This window comes from Lysobacter brunescens, from assembly GCF_042677005.1.
Lineage (GTDB): Bacteria > Pseudomonadota > Gammaproteobacteria > Xanthomonadales > Xanthomonadaceae > Lysobacter_I > Lysobacter_I brunescens.
Window position 1 is genome coordinate 184838 of record NZ_JBHTIF010000002.1, and the last position, 18335, is coordinate 203172.

Below are 18335 nucleotides of genomic sequence, written 5' to 3' on the forward strand. Positions count from 1 at the left end.
TCTTTGGTGGAAGCTCGATCGATCATCGATGAAGCGAAGGGTGGACCGTTCCGCGCGCCCGTCGCCTCATCGGATCGCCCAGGCCATCGGGTCCGGGCGAGCGTTCCTGTCCCGGCCGTGCGCTCCTCGGGCGCACGGCCGTTTTTTTTGGCCGACGCCGCAGGCGCTTCGCCGGCGCATGTCCTTCGACATGCCGGGCTCTTCGACACCCCGGGCTCTTTGACACTCCGGGCTCTTCGACGCTCCGGGTCCTTCTTCGTCGCCGACCTCCGGGCGTGTTTGAGAAAGATTTGAGCGGCAGCACATCGTCCGCCGCCTCCGTGCTCGCGTCAGATCGACGGGTCCCGGATCGCGCCGTCACCACGGCATGGGGCGAGGGCACGGGGCGAGGGCAGGGCGGCCAATCACGCCCCGTCACGCCCGCCCGCACCTAACAACGAACGCATTCGCGTCATTCATTCTGAGGAGGGTCTTCCATGCAATCGCAGTCCCGCACCACCCGTCAGGCACGGCTCGCCCTGGCGATGCTCGCGGCGGTCGCCGCCACGTCCTCGATCGCCCAGCAGCGCCCGGCCACCACCGAGTCCCTGCGCCCGTCGGCACCCGCCCAGCGCATCGTCGGCGGCAGCCTCACCACCACGCCGCAGCCCTGGGTCGCGGCGCTGCTGCAGAACGGCCAGCAGGGCTGCGGCGGCTCGCTGATCGCCCCGCAGTGGGTCGTGACCGCCGCGCACTGCGTGACCGGTCAGGCCAATCCCACCCAGGTCCGCGTGGGTTCGCTGTACCGCAGCAGCGGTGGGCAGGTCATCTCGATCGCGCAGAAGATCGTCCACCCCAGCTACAGCACCAGCAACATCAACGGCGGCAACGACATCGCCCTGCTGCGGCTCGCAAGCCCGGCGTCGGGCATCACGCCCATCGGCATCGCCGCCAGCGCGCCCGGCGCCAACACTGCGGTCCGCCTGTACGGCTGGGGCCAGACCACGCCGCAGGCCGGCGGCGATCGCGGTTCGGAGCAGCTCAAGCAGCTCGACACCCAGATCATCGCGTCCTCGAACTGCGCCAACTACCGCACCGGCGACCTGTGCGTGCGCGGCACCTCGTCGGCGACCGCGTGCTACGGCGACTCCGGTGGCCCGGCCATCGTCGGCGGCGCGCTGGTCGGCGCCACCAGCCGTGCCGGCGGCAACAACAGCACCTGCGGCCCGACCAATGCGATCTACACCAGCGTCGTCTACTTCAAGAGCTGGATCAGCCAGTACGTCAGCACCACGCCGCCCGGCAGCTACAGCATTTCCGGCACGATCACCAACAGCTCGGGTGCCGGCATTTCCGGCGTGACCGTCAGCAACGGCAGCGCCTCGGCCACGACCAACAGCAGCGGCGCGTACACGCTGACCGGCCTGGGCAATGCCACCTACACGCTGACCCCGTCGCTGAGCGGCTACAGCTTCAGCCCGGCCAGCCGCAGCGTCACCGTCAACGGCGCCAACGTCACTGGCCAGGACTTCTCCGGCAGCGCCTCCAGCGGTGGCGGCGACTGGCTGACCCAGAGCGGTTCGCTGGCCAGCGGCGGCAGTGCCACCGTGCCGGCTTCGCCCGGATACGTGCAGGGCGGGAACGGGACCTACCAGGCCACCCTGACCGGCCCGTCCACGGCCGACTTCGACCTGTATCTGTTCAAGTGGAACGGCGCTTCGTGGACGCAGGTCGCGAAGAGCGACGGCAGCACCTCCAGCGAATCGATCAGCTACAGCGGCACCGCCGGCTACTACGCGCTGCAGGTGCTGTCCTACGCCGGCAGCGGCAGCTACACCGTGCGCTACCTGTTCCCGCAGCCCTGAGCGGCGGGATCCGTCGGCGTTCGGCAGCCTCTCCCGTGGCCGCATCGCGGTCACGGGAGAACGCTCGGCGGGCGTGATGCGCAACTGCGACAGGGTTCGTATTCCAGGCGAGTCGATGAACGCACAGGCCATGCTGCATTGCACAAGAAATGCCGAATTTGGCGTGTCGCGACCGGCAGGACAGGAATTGGTTTCGTTTGAAACCGTGAATCCCGTCTTGATTTCGCGCTTCGTCATAAGCGACTCGCCGATGCTGCGCCTGCACAACTGTTATCAAGCCCGCCGTGCCGGCAGCGTCCGGGCGTCGGCGATCAGGAACGGATCCGCGGAACGGATCGAGCGACAGATCGCAGCGGAACACCCAGCGTCGCAGACAGAACGACGCGCGTGCACCGCCGGGCCAGTCAGGCACCACCACGCATGCGCACACGCCATGCGACAGACCAATCACAACAAGCATCACGGAGGGTTCTCACAGTGGTTAATGCTTCCCGCAAGTTCCTGTTCGCCGCCATCGGTCTCACCCTGGCCGCCACCTCGCTGCACGCCAGCGCCCAGCAGCGCATCGTCGGCGGCAGCCTCGTCCCGAGCGGCTCCTATCCGTGGACGGCCGCCCTGCTCAGCAGCAGCGGCTCGCAGTTCTGCGGCGGTTCGCTGATCTCGCCGAAGTGGGTCGTCACCGCCGCGCACTGCAGCAGCAGCGCTGCCTCGGTCCGCGTGGGTTCGGTCGACCGCACCTCGGGCGGCCAGGTCATCCGCGTCATCCGCCGCATCAACCATCCGCAGTACAGCACGCAGAACGACATCGCGCTGCTCGAACTCGAAACCCCGGTCTCGGGCATCACCCCGGTCACCCGCGGCACCTCGTCGCCGGCCGTCGGCAGCACCGTGCGCCTGCTCGGCTGGGGGCAGGTGACCTCGCCGTTCGGCGGCGACTCCGGCTCGCGCTACCTGAAGATGCTCGACACCACCGTGCTGACGCCGAGCACCTGCTCGGGCACCGGTGCCGGTGACCTCTGCTTCCGCGGCACCACCACCGCCACCGCCTGCAAGGGCGATTCCGGCGGTCCGGCGCTTGCTGGCAGCCTGCTCGTGGGTGCGACCAGCCGTTCGGGCCGCAGCGCGACCTACTGCGGCGAAGACGTGATCTACACCAACGTCACCTACTACAAGGCGTGGATCGACTCGTACGTCAACGGCGGCGGTGGCGGCACCGGCACGGTCGTGCACAACGTCAACCTGCCGTCGGTCGCGACCGGCGCCTGGTCGTCGTTCTACACCGTCAGTGTCCCGGCCGGCACCACCAGCCTGGTCGTCAACATTTCCGGCGGTACCGGCGATGCCGACCTCTACGTCCGCGCCGGCGCTGCGCCGACCACCACCAGCTACAGCTGCCGTCCGTACCTGAGCGGCAACACCGAGACCTGCACGATCAACAACCCGACCGCCGGCACCACGTACTACATCGGCGTGCGTGCATACAGCGCGTTCTCGGGCGTCAACATGAAGGCCACCCGCTCGCCGAACTGAGGCGAGCGGCGACTCCGTTTCATGGAGTCGACGACCTGAGTGCCGTTTCGTGCGGCACTTCGATGCGACACCGGGCCCCGGCGAAAGCCGGGGCCTTTTTCGTTTTGCGATGTCGCTGCGGAATGACGAGCAGCGATGTTGCAGTCGTCCGCGCTCTTCGCCACTGGTTCCCCTTGAATCCATGATGATTCGTTATCAGTACGACCGGGTATGCGCGTTTCTCCGTTGTTCCGTGACAGATGACGCGAAAACCATCCTGCGCGATGTTGCAGTGCACATTGAAGGCCACCGAGCACGTGACTACTGTTCGCCTTGCGGGTGCTTGGACGAATGCCACATAAGAAATACGGGCAAGTCCATCACGGATAAAAACAACAACAGCGTTTCTGCCTTGCAATCCGCTCACTAGCGCGCCGGTCCATCCATGGACAATTTCCGGCGTGATTCGACTCATTTACGTATTTGAGGAGCGATTGTGAACTACCGTAACTCCGTTCTTTCGGTGGCCGTTGCCGCCACCTTCGCCTGTGCCTCGCTTCCGGCCTTTTCTGCGGATTTCCGGGCTGCACAGACCCCGATCAAGGGCCAGTACATCGTCGTCCTGAAGGACAACGCCGCCAGCCTCGCCAGCGAGCGCAGCAGCCTGTCCCGCGTGTCGGTCGTCTCCCGCGACATCGCCACCAAGCACCGCGCCAAGCTGGTGCGCAGCTACAACAACGTGCTGCGTGGCTTCGTGGTCCGTGCCGATGACAAGTCGCTCGCGCGGCTGCTCGCCGATCCGCGCGTCGCCTACGTCGAAGAAGACGGCATCATGTCGATCAGCGCGACGCAGACCAATGCGACGTGGGGCATCGACCGTGTCGATCAGCGCGACCTGCCGCTGAACCAGACCTACAACTACGACACCACCGCCTCGGGCGTGCATGCCTATGTGATCGACACCGGCCTGCTCGGCACCCACAGCCAGTTCACCAACCGTGTGGGCAACGGCTATGGCGCCATCAGCGATGGTCGCGGCACCACGGATTGCAACGGCCACGGCACGCACGTCGCCGGTACGCTGGGCGGCAGCACCTACGGCGTCGCCAAGGGCGTGACCATCCACCCGGTCCGCGTGCTCGGCTGCGATGGCTCCGGTTCGTTCTCCGGCATCATCGACGGCATGGACTGGGTCGCCAGCAACCACACCAAGCCGGCCGTGGCCAACATGAGTCTCGGCGGCGGCGCCACGCAGTCGGTCGACGATGCCGTGAACCGCCTGCACAACGCCGGCGTCACCGTGGTCGTCGCTGCGGGCAACAACAACGCCAGTGCCTGCAACTACTCGCCGGCCCGCGCCGCGAACGCGATCACCGTGGGTTCGACGACGAACACCGACGCGCGGTCGTCGTTCTCGAACTACGGTTCGTGCCTCGACATCTACGGCCCGGGTTCGAACATCCTCTCGTCCTGGTACACCAGCACCACCGCGACCAACACCATCAGCGGCACCTCGATGGCGTCGCCGCACGTCGCCGGCGTGGCCGCGCTGTACCTCGCCAACAACCCGAACGCCACCCCGACCCAGGTCCGCAACGCGATCGTCAACAACGCGACCTCGGGCAAGGTGACGGACGCGGGTTCGGGTTCGCCGAACAAGCTGCTGTATTCGCTCTTCGGTGGCGACACGCCGCCGCCGGGCAGCTACAGCATCTCCGGCACGGTCACCAACAGTGCAGGTGCAGGCCTCTCCGGCGTCACCGTCAGCAACGGCACGGTGTCGGCGACGACCAACAGCAGCGGCGCCTACACGCTGACCGGCCTGGCCAACGCCACGTACACGCTGACCCCGTCGCTGAGCGGTTACACCTTCACGCCGGCCAGCCGCAGCGTCACGGTGAACGGCGCCAACGTCACCGGCATCAATTTCACCGGCACGCAGGACAGCGGTGGCGGCGGCCAGACCTATACCAACGCCAACAACGTCACCATCTTCGACAACTTCACGGTGACCAGCCCGATCACGGTGTCCGGCCGCACCGGCAACGGTTCGGCGACGACGCCGGTGGCCGTGGACATCAAGCACACCTTCCGCGGCGACCTGAAGGTGGACCTGGTCGCGCCGGACGGTTCGGTCTACGTGCTGAAGAACTACAACAGCAACGACAGCGCCGACAACGTGATCCAGACCTTCACGGTGAACCTGTCCAGCGAAGCGCTCAACGGCACCTGGCGTCTGCGCGTGAACGACAACTGGGTGAACGACACCGGCTACATCGACAGCTGGAGCCTGACGTTCTGATCCTTGCGTCCTGACGCGGAACCGGCCGGCGTGCAGCGGCCGATCCGGATTGCGAACCGAGAACCCCGGCGAAAGCCGGGGTTCTTTTTTCCCCTTCCCCGCATGCACGGGAAGGTCGGGATGGGGGCGTCGGGCTGCGGCAAGGCACGACGCGGCCGTCATCCTCGCGCAAGGCAGCACCCAGGCGTGGCCGGGTCTGATGGCTGGGTGTTCGCTTGCGCGAGGATGACGAGGCTTCGCCTGACAGGCGAGGGGACGTGCCGCCATGGCTTGCTTGCCGGTCATCCGTCTCCTGGCGCCGATCCGCTCGGGCGATGTCGGCCTCATCAATATATCAATTGATGATATTTCCTCGAAAAAACAGATGTTTATTTGTTTCCCGGCGGCTTGTGGCGCTTTCCGGGCCTGCCTAGATTCGGTCCCGCGGATGCCGGACGAACAGGTCGTGTCGACCGGAACGACATGCAGATCCAGACATGCGAAGCACGGGACTGCACCGCATCGCCGGGCATCCGCCCACGCACGCCGTCCGAAACGAGACGGTACTTGGCAACTCTTCACGTCCTGATTGAAGGAGCGCTTGTGAATCACCGTACAACCCTGCTGTCCACCGCCGTGGGCCTCTCCCTGGCCTGCGCCTCGCTGACCGCGACCGCCGGCGAGTTCCGTACCGTCAAGCAGCCGATCCCCGGCCAGTACATCGTCGTCCTGAAGGACAACGCCGCCAGCCTCGCCAACGAGCGCAGCAGCCTGTCCCGCGTGTCGGTCGTCGCCCGCGACATCGCCGCCAAGCATCGCACCAAGCTGGTGCGCAGCTACAACAACGTCCTCCGCGGCTTCGTCGCCCGTGCCGACGACAAGGGCCTGGCCCGACTGCTCGCCGACCCGCGCGTCGCCTACGTCCAGGAAGACGGCGTGGTCTCGATCACCGCGTCGCAGAGCAACGCGACCTGGGGCATCGACCGCATCGACCAGCGCAACCTGCCGCTGAACCAGACCTACACCTACGACACCACTGCGTCCACGGTGCATGCCTACGTCATCGATACCGGCATCCTGCTCAACCACAGCCAGTTCTCCGGCCGGATGGGCAACGGTTACGACGCGGTGAGCAGCGGTGGCAACGCCAACGACTGCAACGGCCATGGCACGCACGTCGCCGGCACGATCGGCGGCAGCACCTACGGCGTGGCCAAGGAAGTGAAACTGCATCCGGTCCGCGTGCTCGGCTGCAACGGCTCGGGCGCCAACTCGGGCGTGATCGCGGGCATGGACTGGGTCGCCGAGAACCACGTCAAGCCTGCCGTGGCCAACATGAGCCTCGGCGGCAGCGCCGACCAGGCGACAGACGATGCCGTGAATCGCCTGCACAACGCCGGCGTGACCGTCGTGGTCGCCGCAGGCAACAACAGCGGCAATGCCTGCTCGTACTCGCCGGCCCGCGCTGCGAACGCGATCACCGTCGGTTCGACGACCAACACCGATGCCCGCTCGTCGTTCTCGAACTTCGGTTCGTGCCTCGACATCTACGGCCCGGGTTCGAACATCCTGTCGGCCTGGTACACCAGCAGCACCGCGACCAACACCATCAGCGGCACCTCGATGGCCTCGCCGCACGTGGCTGGCGTCGCTGCGCTCTACCTCGCCAACAACCCGAACGCCACCCCGACCCAGGTCCGCAACGCGATCGTCGACAACGCCACTTCGGGCAAGGTCACGGACGCCGGTTCCGGTTCGCCGAACAAGCTGCTGTACTCGATCTTCGGTGGTGGCGAGAACCCGCCGCCCCCGCCGGATACCTACAGCGTCTCGGGCACGATCACCAACGCCTCGGGCACCGGCATCAGCGGCGTCACCGTCAGCAACGGCACGGTCTCGGCCACGACCAGCAGCAGCGGCGCCTACACGCTGACCGGCCTGGCCAATGGCACGTACACGCTGACCCCGTCGCTGGGCGGCTACACCTTCAGCCCGGCCAGCCGCAGCGTCACCGTGAACAGCGCCAACGTCACCGGCGTGGACTTCACCGGCACGGCGAACGGCGGTGGCGGAGACGGCCAGACCTACACCAACGACTTCGACTACTTCATCTTCGACAACTTCACGATCCAGAGCCCGATCGTCGTGTCCGGCCGCAGCGGCAACGCTTCGGCGACCACGCAGGTGAAGGTGAAGATCCTGCACACCTACATCGGTGAGCTGAAGGTCGACCTGGTCGCGCCGGACGGTTCGGTCTACGTGCTGCACAACCGCTCGGGCGGCAGCGCCGACAACATCGACCAGACCTACACGGTCAACCTCTCCGGCGAAGCGCTGAACGGCATGTGGACCCTGCGCGTGAACGACAACGCCTGGGGCGACACCGGCCGCCTCGACAGCTGGAGCATCACCTTCTGATTCGAACGGAATCAGGAGCGCAACAGACAAGGAAGTTCGCAACGCCCTCGGGCCGCGGGTCGAAAGACCCGCGGCTTTTTCCGTGCGTGCGGCCCGCACGCTTGCCCGCCCCCGGCGCAGTCAGCGTGTAGCGGTCGAGGTCGCGCGCTGGCTGGGCAGGCGTCCGTAGAGCCAGTCGATGTAGACCTGGGCAGGATCGAGCGGCGCGATGCCTTCCGACGAGGCCGCGTCGCGGGCGCCAGGCGACGAGATCGAAGCCAGGATGCGCAGGTCGCGCAATACCAGGCGATCGTCCAGCGCTTCTGCCCGGGTACGCAGCGAGGCCATGCGCGCACGCGCGGACGCGACATCGTCGTGGACCAACGCATCCAGGATGTCCAGCCTGTCGAGGCGCTGGTTGATCAGCCACGCGTCCCCGGGCAGGCGGCGTCGCGCGCTCAAGCCCAGCGTCCGGCTGCGCATCCAGTCGCCACGCGCTGCTGCGATCTCGGCCAGGTTGGTTTCGATGCCCGCGACCATCAGCAGGTAGCCGGCACCGCGCGTCGCGTCCAGTTCGCTGTGCAGCAGGCGCTCGGCGCGATCGTAGTCGCCGACGGCCGCGAAGGCGTAACCGATCCCGCTGACCAGCGACCAGCGTTCCACGCCCGTGGCGAGGCTGGCCAGGTCCTTCTCGATGCCCTGCAGCTTGATGCGCGCACTTTCGAGGTCGCCGTCGGCGAGATCGGTCTGCACGTCGAGCATGCGTGCCGCCGCGCGCAGTGATGGATTGCCGAGGTTGCGGCAGCGATCGATCTGCGGGCGCGCGGCCACGGTGTCCATCATCGCGAGCAGGATGTCGGCGCGCACGCAGGCGTAGTTCGCCTCGACCACCGCCGGCGGCTTCTGCCTGCCCGCTGCATCGCCATCGCGGAGGTTCTGCAGGGCGTCGCGATAGCGGCCCTCGTGCAGGGTCATCGTCGCGTCCAGCAGGGGGACGAGATAGCCGATGGTGCCGTCGAGCCCGCCGCTGCGCAGGCGTCGGATGCGCGCGCGCGCGCTCGAGATGTTGGCCATGAAGAAGTCCTCGCCCATGAGGTCGAGGTCGACGATGCGCTGGCTGTTCAGGTCGTCGGATCGGTTCGCGGTGTCCTGCGCGCGGCGCAGGTATTCGCGGAAGCGCGCATGGTCGCCGGCACGGTAGAAGCGATAGGCGGTGGTGCGCAATGCTTCGATCTCCAGGCCGACGTTGTGCAGCCTGCGGGCGGTGGCGATCAGGGGTTCCAGGTGTTCCGAGACTTCGGGCCGCTTGTCCAGGCGGATGTTGTCGGCCAGGAATCGCGCGTAGAGCGAGCTGGGCGCCTCGCCTCCGGCGGCGAACGATTCCGCGGCCAGTTCGAACAGTTCCGGCGCCGGCGCGTTGCCCGGTGTCGCGTGGTGCGTACGCGCCAGCATCAGTCGCGCCGATCCGCGTTCGCGGTCCAGGCCGGGCGCCGTCGCGAGGGCCAGCGCCGCCTGCGCGTGACGGCGCGAAGTGGCGGGATCGCCCTTGAGCAGGGTCGCTTCCGAAGAGGCGATCGCCTGGCGGATGCGCACGTCGACCGGCAGCGCGCGCAATGCGTCCGGCGGATGCGTGGCCGCAGCCAGCGCCTCCGCCGGACGACCCACGCGGGTCAGCATCAGGGCACGCATGATCGCGAAGTCGATGCGCCCGGGCCATGTCTTCTCGAGTTCGGCGAACGCTGCGATGGTGTCTTCGCGACGCCCGGGATCCAGGGTCTTGGTCATGGCGTCGAACACGCGTTCGGCATCGTCCGGCAACGGCGTCGAGGCGCGGCGCGATTCGGCGGCCAGTTCGATCGCGCCGGGTACGTCGCCACGACGCCAGTGCAGCTGCGCCAGCAGCCAACGCACGGGGCCGAATGCGGGCGCTGCTCTCGCGGCTGCGTCCGCCTCCCGTTCCGCGCGGGTCCAGTCGTGCTGGCGTGCGGCCTGCATGGCGAGCGCATATCGCCGCGCGGCAACCACATCGCGGGGCAGGGCGGGCCAGGGGGCGTGCGCATGCGTCGGCAGCAGTCGCGTGAGGACCTCCTGCGACAGCGCATCCGCCAGTCGTACGGCGTCCTTCGCGGGGCCGCGCACCTCGAGCGCGGGCGAGGCCGGGCGCGCGGCGCCGGCGATGCGCGCCTGCAGCAGGATCTGGTCGGGTCGTTTCGGGTCGACGCTGGCGCGGATCGTGATGCGCCGCTCGTCCGGCGCGAGGTGCGCGCCGTTGGACGACCCCGGCGGCATCAGGAGCGTCTCCGGCAGCAGTTCCAGCTTGTAGCCCAGCCAGGCCTCGGCCAGCATCGCGGCCCACAGGCCATCCGGGGTGCGTGCATCGACCACGGGCGGCTCGGCGAACAGATGGATGCGCAGCGGCGGCGCGACCTTCCGCGCGGACGCCGCAGTGTCGATGCCTGCCGATGCGTCGGCGCGATCGCGCGGCGACAGCACGGGCAGCGACAGTACCGGCAGTGCGAGGGTCACGACCGCGACGCAGGCCGCCATGACCCCAGCGAGCGTGCGATGCAGCGTGCTCGGCCGTGGGTCGATCGTGCTGGCCGAGGTCGGGTTCGATGCCTCGCCCGTGACTGGGGCGGCGGTGTGCGATGTCGCGCCATCGACCGGGGATGGCGCGTTTGTCCGCGCTGCGGATTCGCCCTCGCTGTCCTCCACGCGGACGGCGTCGGGCGGTTCGAAGACGTAGCCGGTCTTCGAGACGGTACGGAACCACTGCCGCCGTTCCTCGCCGAAGGCCTTGCGCAGCATCCAGATGCCCTGGGTCAGGTTGGCATCCTCGACGATCACGCCATGCCAGACCCGTTCGAACAGCGCGTCGCGCGAATGCACGGTGCCGGGTTCGGACAGGAACACCAGCAGCAGGTCGAACACGCGCTGCGGCAGTTCCTGGCGCACGCCGTCGGGACGCTCGACCCGGCGGTTGGGCAGGTCGATGCGCAGGTCGCCCACGATCAGGCGGGTCGTGTGCTCGGGCCAGGGCTGGGCGTGTGGTCTCGCGCTCGATGTCATCGGTGGTATCGGTTCCTGACGGAGAATCCGGGGCGAGGTTCCGCGAGACGCTTCGGTGGTCGCCGTTGCGTCGGCCGGAGTGATGGTCGATGTCCCCCTGTTGCAGTCCGCCGGCAGAGCCGACGACCGTAGCGCCGACTGTCGACGACGCACGGCGTCCATGTCGGGCGTATACGAATCTAGCGCATCGTCTCGTGCATCGCGAGCCGCAGGCGTATGGATGCGCCCGCGCATGCTGCCTGCGTCGGGCTCGATCGATGGCGCATCGCACGCCCCGCGGTGCATTCGCCTCCGGCATCGCGAGGCGCTGCGAGCGCATGGTGCCCGCAACGACGGACGTTTTTCCCTCTCGCCGCACGCGCTGAGAAAAAAAAGAGATCTCAAAACAGGTCGGGACCCGGTGCCGGGCTGTGTGATGCGTCCACGGAATGCAGGTGGCACTCCAGTCCCGGCCGGACTGGATTCGCGTTCCGGCGTTTGCCCGCGAGGCTGGTTGCGGTGCAAACGTCCCGCTCCATCGCCTCCCCGGGGATGGGGCGGGGCCGCACCCTCCCTCGACGTGAAGCATTCAAGTCTTGCCCCGAGCTGTCATTGTGCCCCGGCCTTGCCGGGGCTCTTTTTTTCCGGCGTCCATTTCCCGGTGCCATCGCCTGGCGCTTTGCCCGATCGAGAGGCCGCCGTCGCGCAGGCCGATGTTGCGTTGCAACAAGATTCGCGTCGCGTTGTCTTCCATCGGACGCCTTTCCTGCGACAACGGGCACATTGTCCTGTCGCTGCACGCATTTCCTCGACAGGGTGTTGGTCCTGCCGCGACGCAATGGGCCTGCTATTGACCTGCCTTGTCCGTTCCGTTTACGTTCCGGATGGCCGTTGCGACGCTTCGCAGCGCAACGGACACGACAACGAAACACGGCGACTCCCTCGCTCGCATCCGACGCCCATCGGGCCACCGATGGCGCATCGGCTGTTTTGCGTGAGCATCGCCATCATCCGGTCGGGACATACACATGCGGCAGGACGCCGACGACGACAGGATGATGCACACTCTTGATTGCTTTGCTGACCTGACCTTCTCCTCCGGGGCTCTTCCATTGATGCGTTCCACCTTCCGCGCTCCCTGTCGCGCGCTCGCTTCGTTTGCGTTGCTGTCGATCGCCATCGGCCAGGCGCTCGCCGCCGAATCCAGCCCTTGTCCCGAACGTGACGCCTCCTGCCTGGATACCATCCAGGTCACCGCCACCAAGCGCCCCGAATCGACCCTGCATGTCCCGGCCGCCACGACGATCGTGGGAGGCGAGCGCCTGCGCGAGACCGCGCCGCAGACCCCGATGGATGCGCTGCACGGTGAGGTCGGCACCTTCGTCCAGCAGACCACGCCGGGGCAGGGCGTGATCATCGTCCGTGGCCTGAAGGGCTCGGAAGTGCTGCATCTGGTCGACGGCTTCCGCCTGAACAATTCGATCTTCCGCAACGCGCCGAACCAGTACATCGCCCTGGTCGATGGCCAGAGCCTGGATCGCATCGAAGTCGTGCGCGGTCCGTCGAGCACGCTGTACGGCGGCGACGCGATGGGCGGCGTGGTGCAGATGCTCACGCCCGAAGTGCGTTTCGACGGACAGGACTGGCAGTGGAATGGTCGCCTGCGCGCCATCGCCGCCAGTGCCGACGATTCGCTGATCGGCCGCGCGCAGATCGCCGGCGGTCGCGAAGGCATGGGCTTCTCGCTGGGCGTGACGTCGCAGGAGGTCAACGACCTGCGTTCGGGCGACGGCCGCGAGCGTGCCTTCACCGGTTTCACCCAGCGCAGCGCGGATTTCCGCTGGCAGTTCGACGTGGCCCCGGGCCATGAACTGATGTTCGCGCTGCAGTATTCGGAACAGCCGCGCACGCCGCGCCACGATGCGCTGGTGCCGGGCTTCGGCCAGGTCAATCCGGAAAACGCGACCTTCTTCTTCGAGCCGCAGGCGCGTCGTTTCGCGCAGCTGCGCTGGCGCATCGACAAGGCCAACGCCCTGTTCGACAGCGGTGAACTGCACCTGGGCCGGCAGATCGTGGTCGACGACCGTCGCCTGCGCGACTTCGGCACCGTCAACGAAGACCGCGAGCGCAACCGCGCCACGACCAGCGGCGTGTCCGGCCAGTTCGGCAAGGATGTCGGCGAGCGGCACCATGTGAGCTACGGTTTCGAGTTCTACCGCGACGAGGTCGAATCCTCGAAGACGCGGCGCAACATCAGCACAGGCGCCACCAGCGTGCGCGCGCCGCGTTTCCCGGACGGCTCGCGCATGGACGGCTGGGCCGTCTACGCGGCCGACGACTGGAAGGTCGGCAAGTTCGACTTCAACTACGGCGCGCGCTACAGCCGCTACGACATCGAAGTGCCCGGCAGCGGCAGCGTGCCCGGCGTGTCGCTGTCGCCGGACGATCTCACCGGCAACCTCGGCATCGCGTACGTGCTGTCGGAAGACACGCGCCTGGTGATGAACATCGGTCGCGGTTTCCGCGCGCCGAACATCTTCGACCTCGGCGTGTTCGGTCCGCGTCCGGGCAACCGCTTCAGCTCGCCGAACCCGAACCTGACGCCGGAATACGTCACCTCCATCGACGCCGGCGTGAAGTTCGGCGGCGAGCGCCTGAGCGGCGAAGTCATCGCCTTCCGGATGAACTACCGCGACAAGATCACTTCCGTGCTTACCGGCAACACCGTCGGCACCGCGCTTGAAGTGCAGAACCGCAACGTCGCACGCCTGCAGCTGTGGGGCGTGGAAGCCGGCGCGCGGTATCGCCTGCCGTCGCCGGACATGGAGCTGTACGCCACCGCGACCTGGACGCGCGGCGAAGAGGATGTCGACACCGGCGGCACCATGCCGGCCGACCGCATTCCACCGCTGTACGGCAAGGTCGGCGCGCGCTGGCAGGTCCGCGAATCCCTGGGCGTCGAGACCTACGTGCTCTACGCCAGCGAGCAGGATCGCCTGAGCTCGCGCGATCGCATCGATCCACGCATCAATCCCAACGGCACCGGTGGCTGGGGCACCGTCAACGCGCGCGTCTCGTGGAAGGCGAGCGATCGCTTCCAACTGGCGCTGCGTGCCGAGAACCTGGGCGACAAGCATTACCGCGAGCACGGATCGGGTCTCGACGAACCGGGCCGCAATTTCATCCTGACCGCCGATTACAGCTTCTGATCGGTTCCGCACGACATGCGGCTGGACGACGCAGTCCCCGCCATGCGGTCCGGTTGCGGAGTCGATGGTCCAGGAAGCCAGATCAGAAGATACGAGGAGTTCCAATGATGCGATGCGCCGTGCTTCCGCTGTTGTCGATGATGCTGCTGGCCGCAGGGGCGCCGCATGCGCGTGCGCAGGACGGCAGCGCACCCGTGCAGGAGGGCGCCGAAGCGCAGATGGCGGAACCCATCCGGCAGGACCAGAGCTTCAAGCTGTCTGCGGGCGTGCCGATCGCGGTGGTCAATCCCTACGGCAGCGTGTTCATGCGCTTCGGCGGCTACGAGCATCAGCTCGATATCCGCTCGACGATCCAGCAGCCCGAGGGTGCGGCGACGTTCGGTTTCGCGCCGGCCGTGCGCGATGGCCGCTTCGTGGTCGCGCCCACGCTGCCCGCAGGCGTCGCCCTCGCGCAAGGCCAGCGCATCGACCTGGTGCTGTACGTGCCGCAGGGCCACGCGCTCTCGGTCGATGCGGCGATCGGTGACATCGAGGCCCGCGGCCTGCGCAGCGACATCGACCTGAAGACCGGGCCGGGCCGCATCCAGGTCATCGGCACGCAGGGCACCGTGCAGGCGCAGAGCGACGAAGGCCGGATCGAGGTGTCGCTGCAGGACGGCGCGCGCGCGGGCTCGCTGCAGCGTTTCACCAGTCGCACCGGCAGCGTCACCCTCAATGTCGGCGACAGGCTCGACGCCGAAGTGACCCTGTCCACGTCGCACCAGTTCGCGACCGATTATTCCCTCACAGTCCGTCATCTCGATGGACAGGAACCGAACAAGACCGCGACCGCCATCGTCGGCCAGCCGAAGGCCGGCGACCAGAAGGCGCGGATCGAAATGCGGAGTCTGCTGAACGAGCTGCGCCTGCAACGGCGCGGCGTGTTCATCGACCCCGAATAAGAAGGCCCGCCGACGCCTCGCACATGGGCTGGATGCCCTGGATGCGAAGCGCGAGCGCGTGCTTGCTGTTGCTGTGTCGTCACACGATCGATTGTTCCAGGCGTTGCCCGTTGCACGGCCGGTGGGATGGCCGTGTTGCACACACACAAGACGAAATCGAGGACTCAGACATGAAATCAGCGATGATCAAGGGGGCCAAGGCCGCCGTGCTGATGCTGCTGTTGCCGTGCGCGGCGATGGCGGCACAGCCGTCCGGCGGCAAGGCCAATCCGGGGAGGCCGCAGATCGGCCAGCCGGTCTCGGCGCACAATATCGCAGTCGACCTGCGCAATCTGCCCAAGGCCAAGCCGTGGACGCCCGGCATGGGCATCCGCGAGGCGCACCGCCGCCAGTACACGCCGATCGGCAGCAAGCTGCCGCATGCGCCGGCCGACAAGCCGACCGCTCGCGACCGCCTGCCCGAACTGCAGACGCTGTGGGACAAGAGCCCGCGTGCGCGCAGCCTGAAGGGCAATGTCGCCGCGCGCAGCCGCGTCAGCATCAACAACCCGAACACCGGCGTGAGCCCGGGTGATCCGGTCGTCGAAGTCGGTGCGAACCACGTGATCTACGCCGTCAACAGCGGCGGCAGCGGCACCTACTTCAACGTCTACAACAAGTCCGGCACACTGGTGTCCGGTCCGACCACCTTCGGCTCGCTCGCGCCCGCAGGCAACTCCTGCACCAGCGATCGCGGCGACCCGCTGCTGCACTACGATCGCCAGGCCGGCCGCTGGTTCATGCTGACCATGGACGACACCGGTCTGTGCACCTTCGTGTCGAAGACCTCCGATCCGGTGAGCGGCGGCTGGTGGTTCTACCGCTACGCCACCCCGGTGCTGCCGGATTACCCGCATTGCGGCGTGTGGAACGACGCCTACGTGTGCGGCACCAACGAAGGCAGCCAGGCCGGCACCGAGATCTACGCCTTCGACCGCGCCAACATGCTCAACGGCGCCACCGCCCGTCCGGCCCAGCGCTTCAGCAGCGTGGCCAACCTGGCGGGTTACGGCTTCCAGATCATGACGCCGTCGACCTTCTACGGCACCACCGCGGCGCCGTCGGGCCGCAAGCAGGTCCTCGCCCGTCACAACGACGACGAAGCCCATGCCGGCGCCAGCGCCAACGGCAGCCAGGACTTCATCGAGCTGTACGAGCTGAACATCGACTGGAACACGCCGGCGAACAGCGGCATCACCACGCTGCCGCGCGTCGCGATCACCGAGTTCAACAGCTGGTTCCGCGACTACAGCACCTTCGCCACCGTGCCGCAGCCGGGTTCCACCTCGCGCCTCGACCCGATCCGCGAAGTGCTGCTCAACCAGCTCGTCTACCGCAACATGGGCACCCATGAAGCGCTGGTCGGCACGCTCGCGACCAACCAGGATCCGGCCCGCAGCGGCACCGTGGTCGACTCCGGCGTGCGCTGGTTCGAGCTGCGCCGCGTCGGCAGCGGTAACTGGACCCTGCACCAGGAAGGCACGTTCAGCCCGGGCGACAGCAGCACCCATCACCTGATGGGCACGATCGCCATGGACAAGTTCGGCAACATCGGCATGGGCTACAACGTCACCAAGACGACCACGCCGACCAAGTTCGCCACGCTGGGCTACACCGGTCGCACCGCCGCCGATCCGGCCGGCGTGATGTCGCTGGGCGAGAACGAAGTCGCCGTCGGCGCTGCCGTCGAGACCTCGGGCCGCTGGGGCGACTACTACCAGATGACCGTGGATCCGGTCGACGATTGCACCTTCTGGTTCGTCGGCATGTATCGCCCGTCGGGCAGCTGGCAGACGCGCATCGCCGACTTCAAGTTCCCGGCCTGCACCGGCGGTGGCGGCACCACGTACTCGATCTCCGGCACCATCGCCACCAGCGGCGGCACCGGCATCAGCGGCGTCAGCGTCAGCAACGGCAGCACCTCGGTCACGACGAATGCCAGCGGCCAGTACACGTTCTCCGGCCTGGCCAACGGCACCTACACCCTGACCCCGTCGCTGAGCGGCTACACCTTCTCGCCGACCAGCCTCGCGGTCACGGTCAACGGCGCGAACGTCACCGGCCAGAACTTCACCGGCACCGCGTCGGCCACCACGTTCTCGGTGTCCGGCACGATCTCCAACAGCGGCGGCACCGGCATCAGCGGCGTCAGCGTCAGCAACGGCAGCACCTCGGTCACGACGAACGCCAGCGGCCAGTTCACGTTCTCGAACCTCGCGAACGGCACCTACACGCTGACCCCGTCGCTGAGCGGCTACACCTTCTCGCCGGCCACGCGCAGCGTCACCGTCAGCGGTGCGAACGTCACCGGCCAGAACTTCACCGGCACCGCCACCAGCGGCGGCACCACCCTGACCAAGGGCGTGCCCGTCACCGGCCTCGGTGCCAGCACCGGCAACTCGCTGAACTACACGATGGTCGTGCCCGCGGGCGCCACCAACCTGACGTTCACGATGTCCGGCGGCACCGGTGATGCCGACCTGTACGTGAAGTTCGGCAGCGCGCCGACCGACACCGTGTACGACTGCCGTCCGTACCTCGGCGGCAATGCCGAGACCTGCACCATCGCCGCGCCGCAGGCCGGCACGTACTACGTCCGCGTCAAGGCGTACTCGACCTTCTCGGGCGTGAGCCTGGTCGGCGACTACTCCACCGGCGGCGGTGGCAGCGTGCAGACCTACACCAATGGCACGGATGTCGCGATCAGCGACAACGCCACGGTGCAGAGCACGATCACGGTGTCCGGTCGCAGCGGCAACGCCCCGACCAGCACGCCGGTCGCGGTCGCGATCGTCCACACCTACATCGGCGACCTGAAGGTCGACCTGATCGCGCCGGACGGTTCGGTGTACGTGCTGCACAACCGCACCGGCGGTTCGGCCGACAACATCAACCAGACCTACACGGTCAACCTCTCCAGCGAGCCGCTCAACGGCACCTGGACGCTCCGCGTGAACGACAACGCCGGTGGCGACACCGGTCGCATCGACAGCTGGAGCATCACCTTCTGATCAGGAAGGCGATTGGATGAAGAGGCCCGGAAGGAACCGGGCCGAACCTGGAGCCC

Annotated in this window: 9 protein-coding genes; 7 read left to right on the plus strand and 2 right to left on the minus strand. The window is 67.4% G+C overall.

The annotated features are described in order from the left end of the window. The first annotated feature begins 476 nt into the window (after positions 1–476). From ACFQ0E_RS12945 to ACFQ0E_RS12960, 4 genes are all read left to right on the plus strand, one after another. Positions 477–1844, plus strand: a complete 1368-nt coding sequence (locus tag ACFQ0E_RS12945; protein ID WP_386824424.1) for a trypsin-like serine protease — start codon at positions 477–479, stop codon at positions 1842–1844. A gap of 477 nt (positions 1845–2321) precedes the next feature. Next, the gene (locus ACFQ0E_RS12950; RefSeq protein WP_386824425.1) at positions 2322–3374 is read left to right on the plus strand and encodes a trypsin-like serine protease; all 1053 of its coding nucleotides are present in this window, start codon (positions 2322–2324) and stop codon (positions 3372–3374) included. A 475-nt stretch (positions 3375–3849) separates the two neighbouring features. Beyond that, a complete protein-coding gene (locus ACFQ0E_RS12955) occupies positions 3850–5655 on the plus strand; it encodes a S8 family serine peptidase (protein ID WP_386824426.1) in 1806 nt (601 codons plus the stop codon). 582 nt (positions 5656–6237) lie between these two features. Beyond that, positions 6238–8052 carry a S8 family serine peptidase gene (locus ACFQ0E_RS12960; RefSeq protein ID WP_386824428.1) on the plus strand — a complete coding sequence of 605 codons (1815 nt, stop codon included), beginning with the start codon at positions 6238–6240 and terminating at the stop codon, positions 8050–8052. Positions 8053–8172: 120 nt separating this feature from the next. Here the strand turns inward: ACFQ0E_RS12960 and ACFQ0E_RS12965 are convergent, their stop codons facing one another. Further along, positions 8173–11100, minus strand: coding sequence for a winged helix-turn-helix domain-containing protein (locus ACFQ0E_RS12965; RefSeq protein ID WP_386824430.1), 2928 nt, complete (start codon positions 11098–11100; stop codon positions 8173–8175). 568 nt (positions 11101–11668) lie between these two features. Further along, positions 11669–11833, minus strand: coding sequence for a hypothetical protein (locus ACFQ0E_RS12970; protein WP_386824432.1), 165 nt, complete (start codon positions 11831–11833; stop codon positions 11669–11671). Positions 11834–12194: 361 nt separating this feature from the next. Between ACFQ0E_RS12970 and ACFQ0E_RS12975 the strand changes: the two genes are divergently transcribed. The 3 genes from ACFQ0E_RS12975 (at position 12195) to ACFQ0E_RS12985 (ending at position 18279) form a co-directional block, all read left to right on the plus strand. Next, positions 12195–14288: a TonB-dependent receptor plug domain-containing protein gene (locus ACFQ0E_RS12975; RefSeq protein WP_386824434.1), complete on the plus strand. Its 2094-nt coding sequence runs from the start codon at positions 12195–12197 to the stop codon at positions 14286–14288. A gap of 119 nt (positions 14289–14407) precedes the next feature. Then, positions 14408–15229, plus strand: coding sequence for a hypothetical protein (locus tag ACFQ0E_RS12980; RefSeq protein WP_386824435.1), 822 nt, complete (start codon positions 14408–14410; stop codon positions 15227–15229). Positions 15230–15399: 170 nt separating this feature from the next. Beyond that, on the plus strand, positions 15400–18279 hold the full coding sequence (locus ACFQ0E_RS12985; RefSeq protein ID WP_386824437.1) for a proprotein convertase P-domain-containing protein: 2880 nt from the start codon (positions 15400–15402) through the stop codon (positions 18277–18279). Positions 18280–18335 lie beyond the last annotated feature (56 nt).

Coding starts and splice junctions, on each gene's coding strand:
- ACFQ0E_RS12970 (WP_386824432.1), bottom strand. CDS start 11,833: ATGGAAGACAACGCGACGCGAATCTTGTTGCAACGCAACATCGGCCTG.
- ACFQ0E_RS12965 (WP_386824430.1), bottom strand. CDS start 11,100: ATGACATCGAGCGCGAGACCACACGCCCAGCCCTGGCCCGAGCACACG.
- ACFQ0E_RS12945 (WP_386824424.1), top strand. CDS start 477: ATGCAATCGCAGTCCCGCACCACCCGTCAGGCACGGCTCGCCCTGGCG.
- ACFQ0E_RS12975 (WP_386824434.1), top strand. CDS start 12,195: ATGCGTTCCACCTTCCGCGCTCCCTGTCGCGCGCTCGCTTCGTTTGCG.
- ACFQ0E_RS12985 (WP_386824437.1), top strand. CDS start 15,400: ATGAAATCAGCGATGATCAAGGGGGCCAAGGCCGCCGTGCTGATGCTG.